This window comes from Methylobacterium tardum, from assembly GCF_023546765.1.
Classification (GTDB): Bacteria; Pseudomonadota; Alphaproteobacteria; order Rhizobiales; family Beijerinckiaceae; genus Methylobacterium; species Methylobacterium tardum.
Window position 1 is genome coordinate 6,589,837 of sequence record NZ_CP097484.1, and the last position, 18,054, is coordinate 6,607,890.

At 70.4% G+C, this 18,054-nt stretch carries 14 protein-coding genes and 2 pseudogenes; 8 read left to right on the forward strand and 8 right to left on the reverse strand.

What is annotated here, in order from left to right; translation table 11 throughout:
• Positions 1 to 109: 109 nt before the first annotated feature.
• Positions 110 to 1,003, forward strand: coding sequence for an outer membrane protein (locus M6G65_RS31605; RefSeq protein ID WP_238194177.1), 894 nt, complete (start codon positions 110 to 112; stop codon positions 1,001 to 1,003).
• A 114-nt stretch (positions 1,004 to 1,117) separates the two neighbouring features.
• Here M6G65_RS31605 and trxA read toward each other — a convergent pair whose 3' ends face one another.
• Together trxA and addA are read right to left on the reverse strand one after the other, a co-directional pair.
• Positions 1,118 to 1,441 carry a thioredoxin gene (trxA, locus tag M6G65_RS31610; RefSeq protein ID WP_010682902.1) on the reverse strand — a complete coding sequence of 108 codons (324 nt, stop codon included), beginning with the start codon at positions 1,439 to 1,441 and terminating at the stop codon, positions 1,118 to 1,120.
• Between the two features lie 195 nt (positions 1,442 to 1,636).
• Positions 1,637 to 5,080 carry a double-strand break repair helicase AddA gene (gene addA, locus M6G65_RS31615; protein ID WP_430929531.1) on the reverse strand — a complete coding sequence of 1,148 codons (3,444 nt, stop codon included), beginning with the start codon at positions 5,078 to 5,080 and terminating at the stop codon, positions 1,637 to 1,639.
• Between the two features lie 258 nt (positions 5,081 to 5,338).
• On the opposite strand from addA, the gene minC (M6G65_RS31620) reads away from it, so the two are divergent.
• From minC (M6G65_RS31620) to M6G65_RS31640, 5 genes and pseudogenes are all read left to right on the forward strand, one after another.
• Positions 5,339 to 5,992: a septum site-determining protein MinC gene (gene minC, locus M6G65_RS31620; RefSeq protein WP_238194483.1), complete on the forward strand. Its 654-nt coding sequence runs from the start codon at positions 5,339 to 5,341 to the stop codon at positions 5,990 to 5,992.
• Positions 5,993 to 6,294: 302 nt separating this feature from the next.
• Positions 6,295 to 7,023, forward strand: a complete 729-nt coding sequence (gene minC, locus M6G65_RS31625; RefSeq protein WP_238194180.1) for a septum site-determining protein MinC — start codon at positions 6,295 to 6,297, stop codon at positions 7,021 to 7,023.
• A gap of 13 nt (positions 7,024 to 7,036) precedes the next feature.
• Positions 7,037 to 7,853 (forward strand): annotated as a pseudogene (gene minD, locus M6G65_RS31630) (septum site-determining protein MinD).
• Positions 7,850 to 8,188: a cell division topological specificity factor MinE gene (gene minE / locus M6G65_RS31635; RefSeq protein ID WP_238194183.1), complete on the forward strand. Its 339-nt coding sequence runs from the start codon at positions 7,850 to 7,852 to the stop codon at positions 8,186 to 8,188. Before minD ends, minE begins: the two are co-directional and overlap by 4 nt.
• A gap of 392 nt (positions 8,189 to 8,580) precedes the next feature.
• Positions 8,581 to 9,464, forward strand: a pseudogene (locus tag M6G65_RS31640) (alpha/beta fold hydrolase).
• On the opposite strand, the gene M6G65_RS31650 reads toward M6G65_RS31640, so the two are convergent.
• A complete protein-coding gene (locus M6G65_RS31650) occupies positions 9,454 to 10,890 on the reverse strand; it encodes a cytochrome P450 (protein WP_250103328.1) in 1,437 nt (478 codons plus the stop codon). The pseudogene M6G65_RS31640 and the gene M6G65_RS31650 sit on opposite strands and share 11 nt — an antisense overlap.
• 77 nt (positions 10,891 to 10,967) lie before the next feature.
• Complete coding sequence (locus tag M6G65_RS31655) at positions 10,968 to 13,616, reverse strand: ABC transporter transmembrane domain-containing protein (protein WP_238194189.1); 2,649 nt, start codon at positions 13,614 to 13,616, stop codon at positions 10,968 to 10,970.
• Positions 13,617 to 14,045: 429 nt separating this feature from the next.
• Here M6G65_RS31655 and typA point away from each other — a divergent pair, with 429 nt between their 5' ends.
• On the forward strand, positions 14,046 to 15,869 hold the full coding sequence (typA, locus tag M6G65_RS31660; RefSeq protein ID WP_250103329.1) for a translational GTPase TypA: 1,824 nt from the start codon (positions 14,046 to 14,048) through the stop codon (positions 15,867 to 15,869).
• A gap of 151 nt (positions 15,870 to 16,020) precedes the next feature.
• A complete protein-coding gene (locus M6G65_RS31665) occupies positions 16,021 to 16,275 on the forward strand; it encodes a DUF2188 domain-containing protein (RefSeq protein ID WP_379010708.1) in 255 nt (84 codons plus the stop codon).
• Between the two features lie 47 nt (positions 16,276 to 16,322).
• On the opposite strand, the gene M6G65_RS31670 is transcribed toward M6G65_RS31665, so the two are convergent.
• From M6G65_RS31670 to M6G65_RS31685, 4 genes are all read right to left on the reverse strand, one after another.
• Positions 16,323 to 16,481, reverse strand: a complete 159-nt coding sequence (locus tag M6G65_RS31670; protein WP_238194194.1) for a hypothetical protein — start codon at positions 16,479 to 16,481, stop codon at positions 16,323 to 16,325.
• Complete coding sequence (locus M6G65_RS31675) at positions 16,478 to 16,792, reverse strand: hypothetical protein (protein WP_238194195.1); 315 nt, start codon at positions 16,790 to 16,792, stop codon at positions 16,478 to 16,480. Before M6G65_RS31675 ends, M6G65_RS31670 begins: the two co-directional genes overlap by 4 nt.
• Positions 16,792 to 17,001: a hypothetical protein gene (locus M6G65_RS31680; RefSeq protein ID WP_238194197.1), complete on the reverse strand. Its 210-nt coding sequence runs from the start codon at positions 16,999 to 17,001 to the stop codon at positions 16,792 to 16,794. The genes M6G65_RS31675 and M6G65_RS31680 overlap by 1 nt, the downstream gene beginning before the upstream one ends.
• Positions 17,002 to 17,073: 72 nt before the next feature.
• Entirely contained in the window at positions 17,074 to 17,571 is a 498-nt protein-coding gene (locus M6G65_RS31685; RefSeq protein ID WP_238194199.1) for a hypothetical protein, read from the reverse strand.
• Between the last annotated feature and the right edge of the window lie 483 nt (positions 17,572 to 18,054).

Here is an 18,054-nt window from a genome sequence, read left to right on the forward strand (position 1 = left end):
GCCGCTCCACGGCCACGCTTTCCCCCGGCTGTGGCAGCTAAGCTACATCCCCGAAAGCCACGATCGCTTATTTTCACTCTCGATCGGGCTAATGCTGGGGATCACAGTAATGAAGAAGCTTGTTACCTCTCTTGCGGCGTTTACGGCGCTCACCGCCGCCGCTTCGGCCGCCGACCTGCCGCGCCGCGCTCCGCCGCCGGTGTTCACCCCCGTTCCGGTGTTCACCTGGACCGGCGCCTACTTCGGTATCAACGCCGGCTACGCCTTCGACGCCAGCAGCAACTCGACCCGCGGCTTCGTTCAGACCCCCGGCAACCCGGTCGTGCTGACGCCCGCCGGCTTCGCGCCCTATCCTGCTCTCGCGCCGCTCGGCTCGTCGCTGGTCTACGACAACAACAGCCGCGAAGGCTTCAGCGGCGGTGGCCAGATCGGCTACAACTGGCAGCTGAGCCCGGGCAACGGCGCCGTGATCGGCTTCGAGGCCGACGCGCAGTACCTCGACTTCGGTCGTCGCGCCCGCTTCGCCACCAACGCCGGCGCGATCAACGCGGGCTTCGTGCCGGTCAACGGCACGCTCAACACCATCGACTTCTTCGGCACCGTCCGCGGCCGTCTCGGTTACGCCTTCGACCGGACCCTCGTGTACGCCACCGGCGGTTTCGCCTACGCCACCGGCACGGATGACGGCGCGCGCGTCGGCTTCCAGAACTTCGCCGGTCGCCGGAACGACTTCAAGACCGGCTGGACCGTCGGTGGCGGTATCGAATACGCCCTGCCGACCGATTCCTTCCTGAACTTCTTCCGCTCCTCGGCCGTCACGCTGAAGGTGGAAGGCCTGTACGTGAACCTCGACAGCAACAACCGCGCCCAGTTCCCGCTGGTCGGCGCTGCCGTCACTCCGGCCGGCCTCCTGCCGGTCTACTCGCTGGCCACTGCCCGTCGCGACGAGAACGCCTTCGCCGTCGTCCGCGCCGGCCTGAACTACAAGTTCGGCTCGTACTGAGACCGGACGTCAAGTCCCGGGCAGAAGCCCGGGACTTCATAAGAACAGGGTCTTGAAACCGAGAAAGCCCGGCCTTGCGGCCGGGCTTTCCTTTTTGGCGTCCTCGCGGATCGCTCAGGCGGTCTGCGCGCCGATCCAGCGGGACAGGTCGCCCTTCGGGGCGGCGCCGACCTTCTGGTCAACCCGCTCGCCGTTCTTGAACAGCAGCAGGGTCGGGATCGAGCGGATGCCGTACTGGGCGGCGATCTGCGGATTCTCGTCGACGTTCACCTTGGCGATCTTCACCTTGCCCTGAAGATCGGTCGCGATCTCCTCGAGCGCCGGGCCGATCTGGCGGCAGGGGCCGCACCACTCCGCCCAGAAATCCACCACGACGGGCTCGGCGGACTTGAGAACGTCCTGCTCGAAGCTCGCGTCGGTTACTTTCACCGTCGCCATAACGTCACCTTTCGGAAGTCGCCGCCGGTCGGGCAGCGTCGAACGGGCAGGGGCCCGCGCGGTCCGACCAGAATTGGCGACGGGTGACTGCGCGGTCAAGAAGTCCTGTCGGTCCGGCGGGAGCAGGCTCCCGTCTCCCGCTGCCGCGTGTGCGCTGGCGCATGTCGGCACCGGCGGAGCGCGGGGGACGCGTCCTCAGGTCACGATCCCGGCATGCGCGAGGGCCGCCGCGACATCGCTGGCATCGAGGGGTCTGATCACCGGGCCGGAGGTCCAGATCAGCATGGGGCGAATCGTCCGGCCGGGATAGATCTGGCCGAGGAGCCGGGCATACAGGGCGATCTGGCCCGCCTCGGCCGGCGGCAGCGGTGCGTCCTCGTCCGGCGGGCGCCCGGTCTTGAAGTCGGCGATGCGCACCGTGTCGGCCGTGACCGAGATCCGGTCGACTCGCCCCTGGACCGAGCGCTCGCCCTGCTCCGTCCGCACCCGCCCCGACAGGCTGACCTCCGCGCGCGCTTCGGGCGCGAAGAGCGGCGCGAGGTCCGGGTCGCCGATGAGTCGGAGCACTGATCGGACGATGCTGTAGATAGCGGGGCGCGGTAATCCAGGCGCCCGCGACCGCACGAAGGCGAGCCCGGCGGCCTCCCGGCGTGCCGGCTCGACGCGGGGCAGGTGCTGCAGGAGCGCGTGAATCAGGATGCCGCGCCGCACGGCCTGCGCATCCGCCAGGCGTGGCGGTGGCACGCGAGTGCCGTCCGCGGCCTGGAGCGCGCCCGACGGGCTGAGCGTCGGCACCTCCGGCTCGGGCGGCACGGGGCCGCGCAGCCAGGACGGCTCCGGGTCCAGAGTGGCGGCTTGCGACGGCCCATCGATTTCGCGGGCCGTCTCCATCCCGTCGTGCCACACGGTCGCGGGACCATAGGACAGCTCGATCGACCGGCCGGCGCCGAAGGCGTTCTCCAGCCCGGCATGGATCATCCGGCACCATGCCGTCTCGCTCTCGCGTTCGTGGCCGCGGAAGGGGGCGACGATCAACCGGTCGGCGGCCCGGGTCATGGCCACGTACAGCAGGCGGTTGTGTTCCTGCCGGGCACGGGCGAGCAGGGCCGCGCGCGCCTCTCCGGCGGCCGCGCAATCCTGCGTCTTCCCCCCGGACCAGACCGGCGGCAGGACGGCCCCCTGCATGGCCAGCGGCAGCAGCGGCGGATCGTTGCGTCCCAGGGGCTCGCAGCCGTCGAGGATCACGACCACCGGCGCCTCGAGACCCTTGGCCCCGTGCACGGTCATCACGCGGACCTCGTCCCGACCCGATTCGAGGTCGCGTTTGACCGTATGCCCGGCCTCGGCACCGACATAGCGCGCCAGGAAGCCGCCGAGCGAGGGCGCGTCCTCTCCGGATTCCGCTTGGGCCGCGGCGGCGAGGAACACGTCGATGGCGTCACCGGCCTCGCCGCCGAGGCGGGCCACGAGTTTCGCGCGGCCACCCTGCGGGCCGAGAAGCCGGGCATAGAAGCCGAACGGGCCGTGAAGGCCGGCGAGCCGGATCCAGTCGGAGAGCGCCATGCGCCCGCGGATCGCCGCCGCGTCGCCGGCCTCCGCGTGCCGGTGCAGGGCGTCCTCCAGGGTATCGGACAGGTCGCGGCGGGCGGCGATCCGCACCAGATCGTCGTCGGTCAGGCCGACGAGCGGCGTCTTCAGCGCCGTGGCGAGGGTCAGGTCGTCGGCGGGAAGCAGGCCGGCCCGTCCGGCCGCGACGAGGTCGGCCACCGCGATATGGGCCGAGACCTCCAGCCGGTCCTGCCCGGCGACGGGGACCCCGAGCCCCTTCAGGGCCCGGATCACCTCCTCGAAGGCGGGTCCGCGCTTGCGCACCAGGATCAGGACGTCGCCGGGACGCCAGATCCGGCCGGTGGCGTCGCCGCGCGTGGTCCAGGTTCGCACCGCCTGCGCCACGCGACGGGCCGTCACGATGGCGGGGGCGCTGATCTCGGGCGCGTCCAGCGGCGCCGTCCAGGCCTCGGGCTCGGCCGCCGGCTCGGGCTCGGCGATCGGCCACAGCTCGACCGCGCCCGGCGCCCCGGGCCGGGCGCTGGCATGGACGGTCTTGCGCACCGTGTCGTCGAAGGACAGGCCCTCATTGTGCGCGTCGAGGGCGAACACCGCGTCGACCGCCTGCAGGACCAGGCTCGTGGAGCGGAACGACAGCGTGAGCGGGACGTCCTCGAAGGTCAGGCCGGCCGAACGCGACTCGGCGATCCAGGCCGCCCGGGTGAGGGCGAATTCCCGGGGCTCCGCGCCCTGGAAGCCGTAGATCGACTGCTTCGGATCGCCCACCGCGAAGCGCGTGCGGGTCCCGGTCCGGGCGCCCTCGCCGGCGGCGAATTCCTGCGTGATCGCCCGCAGGATCGCCCATTGCTCCGGGTTCGTGTCCTGCGCCTCGTCGACGAGCACATGGTCGATGCCCCGGTCGAGCTTGTACAGGACCCAGCCCGCGCCGACGCGGTCGAGCAGATCCAGCGCCTTGTGGATCAGATCGTCGAAATCGAGGGCGCCGAGCCGGGCCTTCTGGGCTTCGACCCGCCGATGGATCTCGGCCGCGAGCTGGAACAGCGCCTGCGTGCGGGCATGGGCCCGGGCGGCGCGCAGGCGGTCGAACAGCGGCACCAGCCGCTCCCGCTCGGCGATCAGGGCCTCCTTCACGGCGGGCGGGACGCTCTTGGTCCCGAGGCTGCTATCGGCCTTGGGCTCGTCCTTCAGGGTGAAGAACACGCCGCGATAGAGCGCGAGCGCCTCGCTCCGGTCGGGCAGAGCCTCGGAGCGCACCCGCTCGGCCTCCGCGGCGGCGAGCGCGTCCGCGAGCTTCTCGTCGTTGGCTTTGCCGGTGCGGAGCGCCGCCACCAGCGCGGCGCGGTCGTCCGGCGCACAGCCGGGGCCTCCGTCCAGGATCGCCGCCTCGATCCGCTCGGCGGTCTCCTCGGCGGCGAGCCCGAGCGCGCCGTGAAGGCGCGCGAAGGCGTCGTCCAGCCCGGCCCTGTCACCGATCAGGCCGCGGGCCCGCATCGCGGAGCGGATCGCCGCCCGGAGGGTGTCGCCCGTCGCCTCCGGCGTCACGCGGGCGAGGGCCGCGCTCAGCGGCGTGTCGCCGTTCGAGACCGCGTCGGCCAAGACGTTGGCCATCTCGATCTCGAACAGCTCGCGCGCCTTGGTGTCGTCGAGCACCACGAAGCGGGCCGGGACGTTGGCCTCGAACGGGAACATGTGCAGCAGCCGCTCGCAGAGGGCGTGCAGCGTCTCGATCTTCAGGCCGCCCGGCGTCTCCACGGCCCGGGCGAACAGGCGCCGCGCCATGCGCAGCCGATCCGGCCCGGCGCGCTCGCCGGTCAGATCCGCGAGTTCGGCGGCGAGGGCCGCGTCATCCAGCGTCACCCAGCGCCCGAGAAGGCGGAAGACGCGGATCGCCATGTTGGCGGCCGCCGCCTTGGTGAAGGTCAGACACAGGATGCGTCCGGGCGGCGCACCGTCGAGCAGCAGCCGCACCACCCGGTCGGTCAGCACCTTGGTCTTGCCCGCCCCGGCATTGGCCGACACCCAGGCCGAGGCGCGCGGATCGGCCGCCCGGCGCTGGTTCGCCTGTGTCAAGTCATCGGCGACGAAGGGTCTGAGGGTTTGCGTGGTAGCGCTGCTCAAGGGTCCGTCCGGCTCGGCTGCCGCATCTCTCTACAACAGAAACGGCCTCGCGCACCCGCCAAGGCGTCACACCGGGCGATGCGGGATTGCCCCCGGCGCCGCGCCGCCGCATGGATGCGGACGACCCTCGCAGCGACACCGAACACGCCCGTGACCCAGCCGACATCCGAGCCGGCGCGCCCGCCGATCCGCTTCCGCGGCCGCTCCTTCATGGCCACCGTTCTGGCGCCGGTGCCGCCCGTGTCCGAGTGGTTCGGCGACCTGGACGCCCTGAACCGGCGCGCGCCGAACTTCTTCGCCGGCCGGCCGGTGATCCTCGACCTCGGGGGATTGCGGCTCGGCCGTGAGGATCTCGACGGGCTTCTGGCCGAACTCGCCGCCCGCAATATCGCGATCCTCGGCATCGAGGGCGCGGCGCCGTCGCTCCTCGGAACCGGAACGCCGCCGGCCTTGTCGGGCGGGCGCCCCGCGGGCGAGATCGACACGCCCGGGGAGGCCGCGCCGGCCGAGACGCCGGCCAAGGAGGTCGCGCGCTCTCTGATCCTCGACGCGCCGGTGCGGTCGGGCCAGACCGTGCTGCATCTGGAAGGCGACGTGACCGTGCTGGGGGCCGTCGCCTCGGGTGCCGAGGTGATCGCCGGCGGCTCGATCCACGTCTACGGGGCACTGCGCGGACGGGCCATCGCCGGCGCCGCGGGTGATCCCACGGCGCGGATCTGGTGCCGTCGCTTCGAGCCGGAGCTCGTGGCGATCGACGGCCTCTACCGGGCCGCCGACGACCTCGACCCGGCTTTCCGCGGACAGGCCGTCGAGGTCCGGCTCCTCGAGGATGCGATCAAGCTCAACCTGTTCGAGCGGGGCTGAGGGGCTTTTCGCGAGAGCGGTCCGTTCGGCCTCTCGAAACCCGTGCCGTCCTTGCGCGCGCAGCGAAGCGATCCGGTCGGCGCTCCGATTTCGGTGATGGCGCCGCCCCGGGTCGCTTCGCTGCGCTGGCGATGACGAGAGCACTCGACCGCGCTTGCGACGGTCGCGGCCGGAACCTGAAAGTGTCCTCTTCCGCACCGATACAAGGATCCCGGCAGAATTTGCCGACCGGATCAGAAACTTAACCCTTCGGTAACCATACCCGCCGTCAATGGTCCGGTAAGGACTCTTAACGGGCGGACATGAGCGAGACCCTCCCCGAGCCGATTGATCCGGAGACCGCCCAGGCGGCTTCTCCCTCCGCGCCCCGGCCGCTCAGCCTGCGCGGACGGGCCTTCAAGGCCCTGGCCCTCTCCCCCGAGCCGCCGCTTCCCGAGTGGCTCGCGGGCCTCGACGCGGCGCTCAAGCGCTCGCCGACTTTGCTGAAAGGCCGGGCCGTCATCCTGGACTGCGCCCAGCTCAAGCCCGAGCCGGACGCGCTCGAAACGTTAATGGCCGAGCTCAAGGCCCGCGGCATCGCGGTCCTCGGGATCGAGGGCGCCGACACGGTCGCGGCGGGCCTGCCGCCGCTCCTGATCAAGGGGCAGCCGTCCGAGACGATCGAGATCCCGAGCGTCCCGGCCGAGCCGGAGCCGCAGGTGGTCACCTCGATCACCGTCGAGGGCTCGGTCCGCTCCGGCCAGAGCGTCATCAACCCGACCGGCGACGTGACCGTGATGGGCTCGGTCTCCTCGGGGGCCGAGATCCTGGCCGGCGGCTCCATCCACGTCTACGGCGCCCTGCGCGGACGCGCGATCGCCGGAGCCGCGCGCAACCCGCGCGCACGAATCTACTGCCGCAAGTTCGAACCCGAGTTGCTGGGGATCGACCGCCTCGTGCGGACGGCGGAGGACATGGGGACGGCCCTGCGCGGCAAGGCCGCCCAGGTCTGGCTCGATAACGGCAACATCCGAATGGCAAGCCTGGATTAAGGGAGATCGACGCGTGGCAAAGGTTCTCGTCGTCACATCGGGCAAGGGCGGCGTCGGCAAGACGACGACGACCGCGGCCCTCGGAGCAGCCCTGGCACAAGGCGGACAGAGCGTGTGCGTCGTCCGATTTCGACGTCGGTCTGCGCAACCTCGACCTGATCATGGGCGCGGAGCGCCGGGTCGTCTACGACCTGATCAACGTGGTCAACGGCGACGCCAAGCTGCCGCAGGCGCTGATCAAGGACAAGCGGGTCGAGACCCTGCACCTGCTGCCGGCCTCGCAGACCCGCGACAAGGACGCGCTCACCGACGCCGGCGTCGCCCGGGTGATGGAAGAGCTGCGCGACAAGTTCGACTGGGTCATCTGCGACTCGCCCGCCGGCATCGAGCGCGGCGCCCAGCTCGCCATGCACCACGCCGACGTGGCCGTGGTCGTGACCAACCCCGAGGTCTCCTCGGTGCGCGACTCCGACCGGATCATCGGCCTCCTCGACTCGAAGACCGCCAAGGCCGAGAAGGGCGAGGACATCGAGAAGCACCTGATCCTCACCCGCTACGACCCAGGCCGGGCCGACCGCGGCGACATGCTCAAGACCGAGGACGTGCTCGACATCCTGTCGATCCCGCTGCTCGCCATCATCCCGGAGAGCCAGGAGGTGCTGCGCGCCTCGAACCTCGGCTGCCCGGTCACCCTCAACAACCCGCTCTGCGCCCCGGCCCGCGCCTACGCCGACGCGGCCCGCCGCCTGAAGGGCGAGGAGGTGCCGATGAGCCTGCCGGTCGAGCGCAAGTCCTTCCTCGACAAGCTGTTCATGCGGAGGGCGGCATGAGCATCCTCGGGATCTTCCAGAAGCGCAATTCCGGCACGGTCGCCCGCGACCGCCTGCAGCTGATCCTCGCCCACGAGCGGGCCGAGTCGGGTCGCCCCGACCTCGTGCTCCAGCTCCGGGAGGAGATCCTGGCGGTGATCGCCAACCATGTCGCGGTCGAGCCCGACAAGGTGAAGGTCACGCTGGAGCGCGGCGAGGGCGTCTCGACCCTCGGCCTCGACATCGAGCTGCCGCTCGGTGCCGCGGGCAAGCTCGACGCGAAGCTCGCGGCCAAGCTCGCCGAGGTCGTCGCCAACAAGGGCGGCGGTAAGGTGGCTTCCAAGAAGGCCGCTTGAGCCGGGCCGGGATCGCTCCCGCCGGCATGAATCGACACAAGCCGCGTCCGGGCAGCCGGGCGCGGCTTTGCCGCTTTCCGTTTCGCCTGGGGAGCCTTGGGTCCGCGAATGGAGGCCGAGCCGCTTCTCGATCCGGCGTCGCGACTCCACGTCCTGTCATTCCGGGGGCCGTGTAGCGGAGCCCGGAAACCAGAGCCGCTGGCGCGCCAAGATCTTGCACCGACGGCGGTTCTGGATTCCGGGCTCGCCTGCGGCGCCCCGGAAAGACGGGGCTTGTTCTCTTGGGCCGAGCGGCGAAACGTTTCACCTCGGCCGTCGTTGAAGGCTGCCGCATCTCAGGCGGCTTAGGGTATCGGTATGGTGTGCCGGGGGGCATCAGCACAGGGATCGCCATGCCGAGCGCCACGACGGATGACGGAATTCGCCTTCACTACGAGGAGAGCGGGCACGGGACGCCGCTGATCTTCGTCCACGAATTCGCCGGCGACCATCGCAGCTACGAGGCGCAGCTCCGCCATTTCGGCCAGCGCTATCACGCGATCGCGTTCAATGCCCGGGGCTATCCGCCCTCCGACGTTCCGGAGGCCGTTTCGGCCTATACGCAGGCGCGCGCCGCCGACGACATCCTGGCGATCCTCGACCATGTCGGGGCGCAGAAAGCGCACGTTGCCGGGATCTCGATGGGCGCCTTCGCGACTCTCCATTTCGGCCTGCGCCATCCCGGCCGCGCCCTGTCGCTCTGCCTCGGCGGCGTCGGTTACGGCGCGGAGCCAGACCGGCAGGCGCTGTTCCGTGCCGAGGCCGACGCCACCGCCGCGATGCTGCGCCGCGACGGCATGGCGGCATTCGCCGAGCGCTACGCCTACGGACCGACCCGGGTGCAATTCGCCAACAAGGATCCGCGGGGTCACGCCGAATTCAAGCGGATGCTCGCCGAGCATTCGGCCGTGGGCTCCGCCAACACGCAGGCCGGGGTCCAGAAGGAGCGGCCCTCACTCTACGATCTGACCGACGCGCTGGCAGGCCTCGCCGTGCCCACCCTGATCCTCGCCGGCGACGAAGATTGGCCGTGCCGGCTCCGAGCCTGATGCTCAAGCAGGTCATCCCGTCCGCGGCCCTGGCGATGCTGCCCAACACCGGCCACGCGCTCTCCGTCGAGGAGCCGGACGCCTACAACCGGCTGCTCGACGCGTTCCTGGCGCAGGTGGAGAGCGGCCGCTGGCCGCTGCGCGACCCGCGGGCCGTCTCGGCGACGATCACCGGCATCAAGGGCTGACCGGTTCCCGCGCGATCAGCCGGAACCGGGCCGCCCGGTCCGGCTGGGTGGTGACCACGGCCTGCGGCAGGACCGGCTCCCGCTCATCCAGCACGATCCGGAACCGTGCCAGCATCCGCGCCAGCGAGAGGACCGCCTCGCTCAGCGCGAATTGCGCGCCGATGCAGACGCGCGGGCCGGCCCCGAACGGCAGGTAGGCGAAGCGCGGCGGCTGCGGCGCCCCGGGCAGGAAGCGGCCCGGATCAAACGCCTCGGGGTCGGACCAGAGGCCGCGGTGCCGGTGCAGCACCCAGGGGCTGACCATCACGATGTCGTTCTTCTTCACCGCATGGCCGGCGACCGTGTCCGGGCCGAGCGCCCGACGGACCACCACGAACGCCGCCGGATACAGGCGCAGGGTCTCGCCGATCACCGCGCGGGTGAGGGGGAGCCGCCCGTCGCTCTGGCAGCCGGTCGGGTCCGCGAGGTCGGCAGCCCGCGCCTCGGCGGCGGCGCGCTCCTGCACCTCGGGGGCGAGGGCCAGCAGGTAGGCGGCCCAGAACAGCGTGCCGGCGGTCGTCTCGTGACCGGCCAGGATCATGGTGGCGACCTGATCGCGCAACTCGCCCGGCGAGAAGGCGGCACCCGTATCCGGGTTGCGCGCCGCCGCGAGCAGATCGAGCAGGTCGCCCGAGCGGGCCTGACCGCGGTCCGAGGCCTGGCGGGCCGCGATGATCCGGTCGAGGAACGGGATCCACCGGCGGCGGAAGCGTGACCGCGACCAGTCGAGGGGTACCGGCCAGCCCGGCGGCGTCACGATGTCGAGGAGATGCGGCCGCCCCATCCGCTCGGCGTACTCGGCGATGAAGCGGCGCAGCTCCGCGCCGTGCTCGTCCATGCCCACCGAGAACATGGCGCGCCCGGCAACCTCGAGCGCGAGCCGGTAGAACGCGTTGAACAGGTCGACCGGCCCCGCGGCCGCCTCTTCGGCGATGCGGTCCAAGCCCTCGTCCACGGCGGCCGAGATGTGCGGGACCAGCCCGTCGATCGCCCGCGGCGTGAAGGCCGGGGCGAGCGTGCGCCGCTGATGGCGCCAGGCGGAGCCCTCGCTGATCAGGAGCCCGTCGCCGAGGATCGGGCGCAGGATGCGGGTGGTGCCGGTGGTTCGGGCGTAGTTGGCCTGATTCTCGACCAGAACCCGCCGGATCGCCTCGGGGTCGTTGAGGATGAAGCTCGAGCGCCCCAGCAGGCCGCGGCGGGTCACCGGCTCCTCGTAGGCCCGCTTGGGGAACCCCCGCAGGCTGTTGTCGCGGATCGAGCGCAGATAGGCCGGGATCGGCAATTCGCGCTCCGGCGGGGCGCGGTGCGGCGGCACCACGCGCGGCAGGCCGGCGAGGCTCGCGGTCGACCGGGCCGGGGTTGCGGTCGCGTCCATTGATGTGGGCATGGGGCGCCATCCTGTGCCGGACACGCGATGATCTGTAAACCGCCGCCGGCGCGCCGGGTGCGCCGCTCACGCCTCCGTCATTCGGCGGCGCTGCGCAGGCGCGTGTCGGCATCGCGGAGCGGCAGACGCGCGGGGAAGCGGGCGAGATCCGCGTCCGGCGAGAGGCTGGCCACCAGGCTGGCGCGGGGCAGCGTGGCGCCCGCGACGTCGAGCAGCGTCTCGACGCCGCGCTCAAGGTGCTCGTCGACCCGATCGACCACCAGGATCTCGGGTTCACGCAGGATCGCCCGGGCGAGGCCGATCCGCACGCGGACGCGCTCGGCCAGCAATTGCCCGCGGTTGCCGACGTCCTTCTCGAGACCGCGCCGCTGGATCGGCCGCTCCAGGTCGAATTCCCGGAACACCGCCCGCGCCTCCTGCTGGATGAGTGCCTCGCCGTGCATCCGTGCCGTGTCGATGCGGCCGAACAGGAGGTTGTCGAGGACGGTGCTGCGTGGGTTGATCCGGTTCGGATCGTAGGATTCGACGTCGCAGCCGTCGTCGCCGTGCATGAAGCCCTGCACGATCCCGCGGGCGCCGACCATCCGTTTGGCGAGCGCCTCGTCGAGCAGGCCGAAACGCATCCGGGGCTCGACATAGGCGAGGGCCAGCGCCAGGAAGGCGACGCTGTCGGCCTCGCTCAGGCGCCCTTCGGCCGGCAGGCGGGCGAGCCGGCGCAGGTAATCCGGCAGCGCGTCGGGCGTGATCAGCGAGAACCGCCGGAACAGCGGGTGGCCGGGCGGCACGTCGGCGAAGATGTCCTTGAGGTTGCTGGCGATCGCGACGCCCATGCGATCGAGTTCGTCGAGCAGCTTCACCTTCTCAAGGGCTTGGCGGAACAGGGGGGTCGCCGCCAGGCGCTGCGGCTCCTTCAAGCTCGGGTCGCGCGGGACGCCGAACAGCAGGTTCTCGCCGACGGTCGCCTGATCGTTGTAGCGCCCGCGGGCGAAGGGGATCACCAGGTCGGCCAGGCCCTTGCGAGCGAAGTGCTCGCGCAGATGCTCCCGGGCCGCGATCATGCGCTGGCCCACCGGCGTGTCGTGCGCCACCGAGCTGAGCGCCCCGAGACCGAACCGGTACAGGTCGTCGCCGAGGTCGAGCCGTCCGAGCAGATCGACGAGCCGCTCGTCCAGCTCCCCGGCATCGCGGACGCCGAGACGCCGATAATCGACCCAGGGATCCTCGACGCTGTCGCACGGATTGCCGGTCTTCACCGCCTCGTTGATCCGGGTCTTGCTGAGATCGAGGCCGTTCGTCCGCAGCGGCCGGACCCGCAGGCCGTAGAGGATGTTGTCGCGCAACGTTCCGGGGAACAGGACCGGTTCGACGCCGGCATACGCGATGCGGTGCGCGTGGACCGGGCGCGCCAGGGTGAACAGGTCGTGCTCGCCGATCCGGATCGAGCCGCTCGGCGCCGTTTGAAGGCCCGCCAGGACGCGCGTGAATTCCTGCGCGACCGGGCCGGATGGCACCAGCGCGAGGCTCTGTGGCAGGCTCACCTCGGCATCGCGCACCTCGACCGACGCGCCGCCCTGCGGATCGCGCAAGGTCAGGCCTTCCACCCGGAGCGGACTGCCGAGCCGGGGCGGCGGCCCCTGTGATTCGTGCTCGGCCGGCCGCAGGCGCTGCGGCCCGAAATGCGCCGCCACGGTCTCGTACTTGACCTCGACGTCGAGACGCTGCTGGTCCCAGTCGATCAGCTCCTTCAGGGGCGGGGGCAGATCGCGATAGGCGGCGAGGACCGCCACCAGCTGGCCGATATCGAGTTCGCCCTTCAGCGCGAAGTAGCCGCCGATCGCGTAGAACAGGAACGGCGTCACCTGGGCGAGCAGGTTGTTCAGGTACTTGACCGCGAACTTGCGCCGATAGATCCGCAGGCGCAGGTCGTAGAGGCTGTAGAGCCGGCCGCCGATCTCCGCCCGCTCCCAGCGCCCGGTATCGTTGAGCAGGACCGCCGGCAGCCCGTCCAGCACCTCGGCGACGCGGCCCGCGAGGTTGCGCGAGGCGATCTGACGCCGCCGGCTGAGGCGGATGATCTCGCGCCGCAACCGCGGGATCACGACCATCTGCACGCCCACCATGCCGCCGGCCGCAAGGCCGAGCCACAGGTTCTGCATCATGATGAAGGCGAGCGCGGTGGCGGCCTGCGTGCCGAGGAACACCGGAACCACGATGGCGTCGCCGATGAAGGAGCCGATCGGCTCGACCTCGTCGCGGATGATCGTTGCGGTCTCGGAGGATTTCACCTCCCGCTGCGCCTCGGGCGAGAAGCGCAGCATCAGCGAAAAGAGCTGGAACCGGAGCCGCCGCAGCATCCGCTCGCCGAGGATGCCTTTCTGGAGGTTGATCCAGAACTTGAAGGCGCCGTTGATCAGGACGAGCGTCAGGAACAGCGTCGAGAGCCCGAGCAGCAGCTCCAGCCGGTCCAGCTGGAAGCCCTCGAACAGCCGGGTTGTGCCGCCGCCGAGCGCGTCGGGCCACTGGACCGTCAATTCCAGGAAGGGTGCGGTTCCCTCGCCGTGAGAGAAGGCCTTCCCGGTGATCGCGTCGTTGACGATCCGCTTCGGCAGGTCGAGCGACGCGAAGTAGAACGGCAGCGACGCGAACACCACGGCGCAGATCTTGAGCTGATCGGCCTTGGAGTAGCGCCAGATGTACGGGAACAGCCGCGGCTCAAGCGCGCGCATCGTGTCCTTCCGACGTAAGTCCGTTCTGGTGGGGCGAAAGCCGAATCACGGCGGCCGGACACAGTGCCGCCGCCGTCACGGTACCCGAGCGGTCCGATTCCATCCAAATCAACCCGAAGCGGCCGCGGCAGCCGCCGCCGAGGCGCATGCACGTCCTGATATAGGGCGGTGATCTCCGCAGCGGGCACGCGTGCAGGGCAGCCCTGCACGAGAGCGGCGATGTCCCGCCGTTCCGGCCGACGCGCGATCGAGGACCGCGCCTGCCCCCAGCGATTCGGGCTGTGCGCCCCCGCCATGTCCTCGGTGGCCTTGCCGACGGGCGCGTGTCCTTATATTGCGACGCAACCACCACGACTCCGTACCTGAACCGGCGCGGACGGCCGCGCCGCGCGGCCGCCAGGGAGCCGGCACAACCCGTTTCGGGCCGCCATGAATCTGCGCAACATCGCCATCATCGCTCACGTCGACCACGGCAAGACGACCCTCGTCGACAAGCTGCTGGCCCAGTCCGGCACCTTCCGCGAGAATCAGCGGGTCGAGGAGCGGGCGATGGACTCGAACGACCTCGAGAAGGAGCGTGGCATCACGATCCTGGCCAAGGCGACCTCGGTCGTCTGGAAGGACACCCGCGTCAACATCGTCGATACCCCCGGCCACGCCGATTTCGGCGGTGAGGTCGAGCGCATCCTGTCGATGGTCGACGGCGTGATCGTGCTGGTCGACGCGGCCGAGGGCCCGATGCCGCAGACCAAGTTCGTGGTCGGCAAGGCGCTCAAGATCGGCCTGCGCCCGATCGTGGCGATCAACAAGGTCGACCGGCCGGACGCCCGCATCAACGAGGTCGTGAACGAGGTGTTCGACCTGTTCGCCGCCCTCGACGCCACCGACGAGCAGCTCGACTTCCCGATCCTCTACGGCTCGGGCCGCAACGGCTGGATGGCCGACAGCCCGGAGGCCGACCCGTCGGTGGGTCTCGAGCCGCTGTTCGACCTCGTCCTCAAGCACGTGCCGCCGGCCCGGACCGAGGAGGGGCCGTTCCGGATGCTCGGCACCCTGCTGGAGGCCAACCCGTTCCTCGGCCGCATCATCACCGGCCGCATCGCCGCGGGCTCGGTGAAGCCGAACCAGTCGATCAAGGTGCTCGATCGCACCGGCAAGGTCGTGGAGACCGGCCGCGTCTCGAAGATCCTCGCCTTCCGCGGCCTGGAGCGCGCGCCGATCGACATCGGCGAGGCGGGTGACATCGTGTCGATCGCCGGCCTGATGAAGGGCACCGTCGCCGACACGTTCTGCGACCCGCAGGTCGAGACCCCGATCCAGGCGCAGCCGATCGACCCGCCGACCGTGACGATGTCGTTCATCGTCAACGACAGCCCGCTCGCCGGCACCGAGGGCGACAAGGTCACGAGCCGCATGATCCGCGACCGCCTGTTCAAGGAGGCCGAGGGCAACGTCACGCTCAAGATCGAGGAGGCGGCCGACAAGGACAGCTTCTACGTCTCGGGCCGCGGCGAGCTGCAGCTCTCGATCCTGATCGAGACCATGCGCCGCGAGGGTTTTGAGATCGCCGTGTCGCGGCCGCGCGTCGTGTACGAGCGGGACGAGAACGGCGGGCTGCTGGAGCCGATCGAGGAGGTCGTGATCGACGTCGGCGAGGAGCATTCCGGCGTCGTCGTCCAGAAGATGTCCGAGCGGAAGGCCGAGATGCTGGAGATGCGGCCGTCCGGCGGCAATCGCCTGCGCCTCGTGTTCCACGCGCCGACCCGCGGCCTGATCGGCTACCAGGGCGAGCTGCTCACCGACACCCGCGGCACGGCCATCATGAACCGGCTGTTCAAGGCCTACGAGCCCTACAAGGGCGAGATGCCGGGCCGGCGCAACGGCGTGCTGATCTCCAACGACCAGGGCGAGGCCGTGGCCTACGCCATGTGGAACTTGGAAGACCGCGGCCCGATGATGATCGAGCCGGGCTGGAAGGTGTACCAGGGCATGATCGTCGGCGAGCACAACCGCGAGAACGACCTCGAGGTGAACGTGCTCAAGGGCAAGAAGCTCACCAACATCCGCACGACCTCGAAGGACGAGGCCGTCCGCCTGACGCCGCCGATCCGCATGACCCTGGAGCGCTCGCTGGCCTGGATCCAGGACGACGAGCTCGTCGAGGTGACCCCGAAGTCGATCCGCCTGCGCAAGGCGGTCCTCGACCCGAACGACCGGAAGCGTGCCGAGCGTGCCAAGGAGAACGCGGCCTGAGCCGAACGGCCGGGGCACCCGGACGTGAACGGACGGCAACCGGGCGCTCAGGCCCGGTTGCTGATGCGGTCCTTATGGTGGGCCGCACTCGAGTCCATCGAACACTTATGCCGTGTCGCGTAACGCGGCATGGCGGACCCGAGAGGTCCGCGTGAACCCCGTAAGCTCCATGCCCGTCGCGTTGAACTCGCTCCCGCCGGTCCGGTCGCTCGGTGCCCCGGCGCCGCTTTCCTACCTCGTCGGCCAGGATGGCGACGGCCACTGGGTCGCCGTTGAGACCGGAGGACGGGCAGGGGGCATCTTCCGGACCCGCCAGGACGCGATCCGCTACGCCTGTATCGAAACGGGTTGCCGGCCGGACGACGTCCGGCTCTCCGCCGAGCCGATCCCGTTCCGGCTCGTCTGAGCGGCGCCGGGCGCGGCGGCGATCGCCGCGTCCGCGTCACCCCCGGCTCAGCTGCTGCCAGGATCGGTCTCGTCGCGCTGGGTCCCGCCAGCCGGCGGCCCCATCCCGGGCTTGCCGTCTGTCTTCTCGTTCGGATCCTTCACCGCGTCGGGCGCGACGTTCTTCGGCTTCTCCGGCTTCGCGCCGGTCTCCTCGCGCTCGCTCATTCCCGATTCTCCCGCTCAGCCCGGTAGCGCCCGCCCGCGACCTTCTCGTCCTCGGCCGGGCCGCGCGACGCCTTCTGATCGGAGTGCCCACCCGATGAGCCCCCGACGGCCGGCGGCGACCGCCCAGGCTCGCCCGCGTTTCCCCAACCCTCTTTCGGCTCGGTGCGCGGCGTTCCGCCGGTGCCCATCTCGGTGATGGCGGCCTGATCGGCGGTCTGCCGACCGCCACCGGCGGGGGCATCCCCGCGTGTGCCGACTGCGTCGTCGGGCTTGCGGGTGACGGTGCCGGAATCGCTCGTCGGCCTGACCATCAGCGCTTCCCGTCGTCCTGGCCGACCGCCGCCGTGGCGCGATCGATCGCTTCACTCAGCTGCGGGTTGGCCTGGCCCGTCGGTTTATCGCGGTCCTCGCGCGGCGAACCCGCTTGGGAACCGATCTCGCCGGATCCCGATGCGTTCGTGCCGCCGGCAGGTGCGACGTTGTCCTTCGGCGACGATCGGTCTGCGTGATTCGTCATCATCCGCCTCTCTGCGTCTTCGCGGGACAACGGAGGCGGAGACGGTCGGTTGCGCGATCGGTGCCGACCCGGACGTCAGGGGCCGACGATCCGCGGCATGATCGTCTGCACCAGCCGCTGGACCGTATCCTCGGCGCTCCCGCGGCTCGTCGCCCGGGCGTCGATCGACAACAGGTCGCCGTCGCGCAGGATCACCGCGGTGGCGCCTCCGCCGTTTCCGAGCGCGTAGACGGTGATCCAGCCGATGGCGGGGCCGGCGGGAAGGCCAGACAGCCGGCAATCCGGATTTCGCTTGATGCAGAGCGCTTCCAGGGCGCCGAAGGAGGTCTTTCCGGACCGGACCCGCTGCTCGGTGCCGTCGCTCAGCCGCCCGAGCTGCAATTCGGCCAAGGGTGCGCCCGCGCAGCCCGTGCAGGTCAGGATGAGATGCTCCGGCTCCGCCTGTGCCGATGTTCCGCTGCCGAGGCTCGCGCGGGCCGCTTCGGTGACCTGCGTCAGGTCGTGGACGGCGAAGCCCTGGGCTGATCCCGCCTGTGCCCAGAGGCAGCAGAGAAGGCAGAGCAGGCCGCGCATGTGAGAATCTCCTTCCGGTCGCCCGATCGGCGATAGCGGAAGGATGAACGAAGATCCAGATCGACTTCGCGCAGGTTTCGTCTCGATCTCCGCCGGCCCGAGGCCATCCTATGCGAGAACTGATGCGCAGTATCGAAGCTTATTTTCAGTAGAGGTGATCGGCTTTGGCTGGAAAATGGTAATCACGGGTCGAAAATATCGGTTATCGACAACAAGGCAAACTCATTAATGGCCAATCACGTCTGGATTGGCATTCTTTGTGGGCGGCGAGCCATGCACCGGACCGTCGCCTCACGGCCATCAGTTCGAGTCACCAGAGGCGAGCCGGGACTCGAAAAGGTATGCCGGCGGCAGCCCATCCAGAGACCCGCTCGGTCTCGATCCTTGACGCGCCTGTGGGTCTGGATCCCGGGATCCGCGATGCGGCCCCGGGATGACAGATTTAAGTTTCGGCGCGAGGGCGATGTTCGGGCGCCAGGCCGC

Bases quoted from the DNA above. Each gene is read 5' to 3' on its own strand.
- M6G65_RS31605 (WP_238194177.1), top strand. From the start codon at position 110: ATGAAGAAGCTTGTTACCTCTCTTGCGGCGTTTACGGCGCTCACCGCC.
- trxA (WP_010682902.1), bottom strand. From the start codon at position 1,441: ATGGCGACGGTGAAAGTAACCGACGCGAGCTTCGAGCAGGACGTTCTC.
- minC (WP_238194483.1), top strand. From the start codon at position 5,339: ATGGCCACCGTTCTGGCGCCGGTGCCGCCCGTGTCCGAGTGGTTCGGC.
- minC (WP_238194180.1), top strand. From the start codon at position 6,295: ATGAGCGAGACCCTCCCCGAGCCGATTGATCCGGAGACCGCCCAGGCG.
- minE (WP_238194183.1), top strand. From the start codon at position 7,850: ATGAGCATCCTCGGGATCTTCCAGAAGCGCAATTCCGGCACGGTCGCC.
- M6G65_RS31650 (WP_250103328.1), bottom strand. From the start codon at position 10,890: ATGCCCACATCAATGGACGCGACCGCAACCCCGGCCCGGTCGACCGCG.
- M6G65_RS31655 (WP_238194189.1), bottom strand. From the start codon at position 13,616: ATGCGCGCGCTTGAGCCGCGGCTGTTCCCGTACATCTGGCGCTACTCC.
- typA (WP_250103329.1), top strand. From the start codon at position 14,046: ATGAATCTGCGCAACATCGCCATCATCGCTCACGTCGACCACGGCAAG.
- M6G65_RS31670 (WP_238194194.1), bottom strand. From the start codon at position 16,481: ATGAGCGAGCGCGAGGAGACCGGCGCGAAGCCGGAGAAGCCGAAGAAC.
- M6G65_RS31675 (WP_238194195.1), bottom strand. From the start codon at position 16,792: ATGGTCAGGCCGACGAGCGATTCCGGCACCGTCACCCGCAAGCCCGAC.
- M6G65_RS31680 (WP_238194197.1), bottom strand. From the start codon at position 17,001: ATGATGACGAATCACGCAGACCGATCGTCGCCGAAGGACAACGTCGCA.
- M6G65_RS31685 (WP_238194199.1), bottom strand. From the start codon at position 17,571: ATGCGCGGCCTGCTCTGCCTTCTCTGCTGCCTCTGGGCACAGGCGGGA.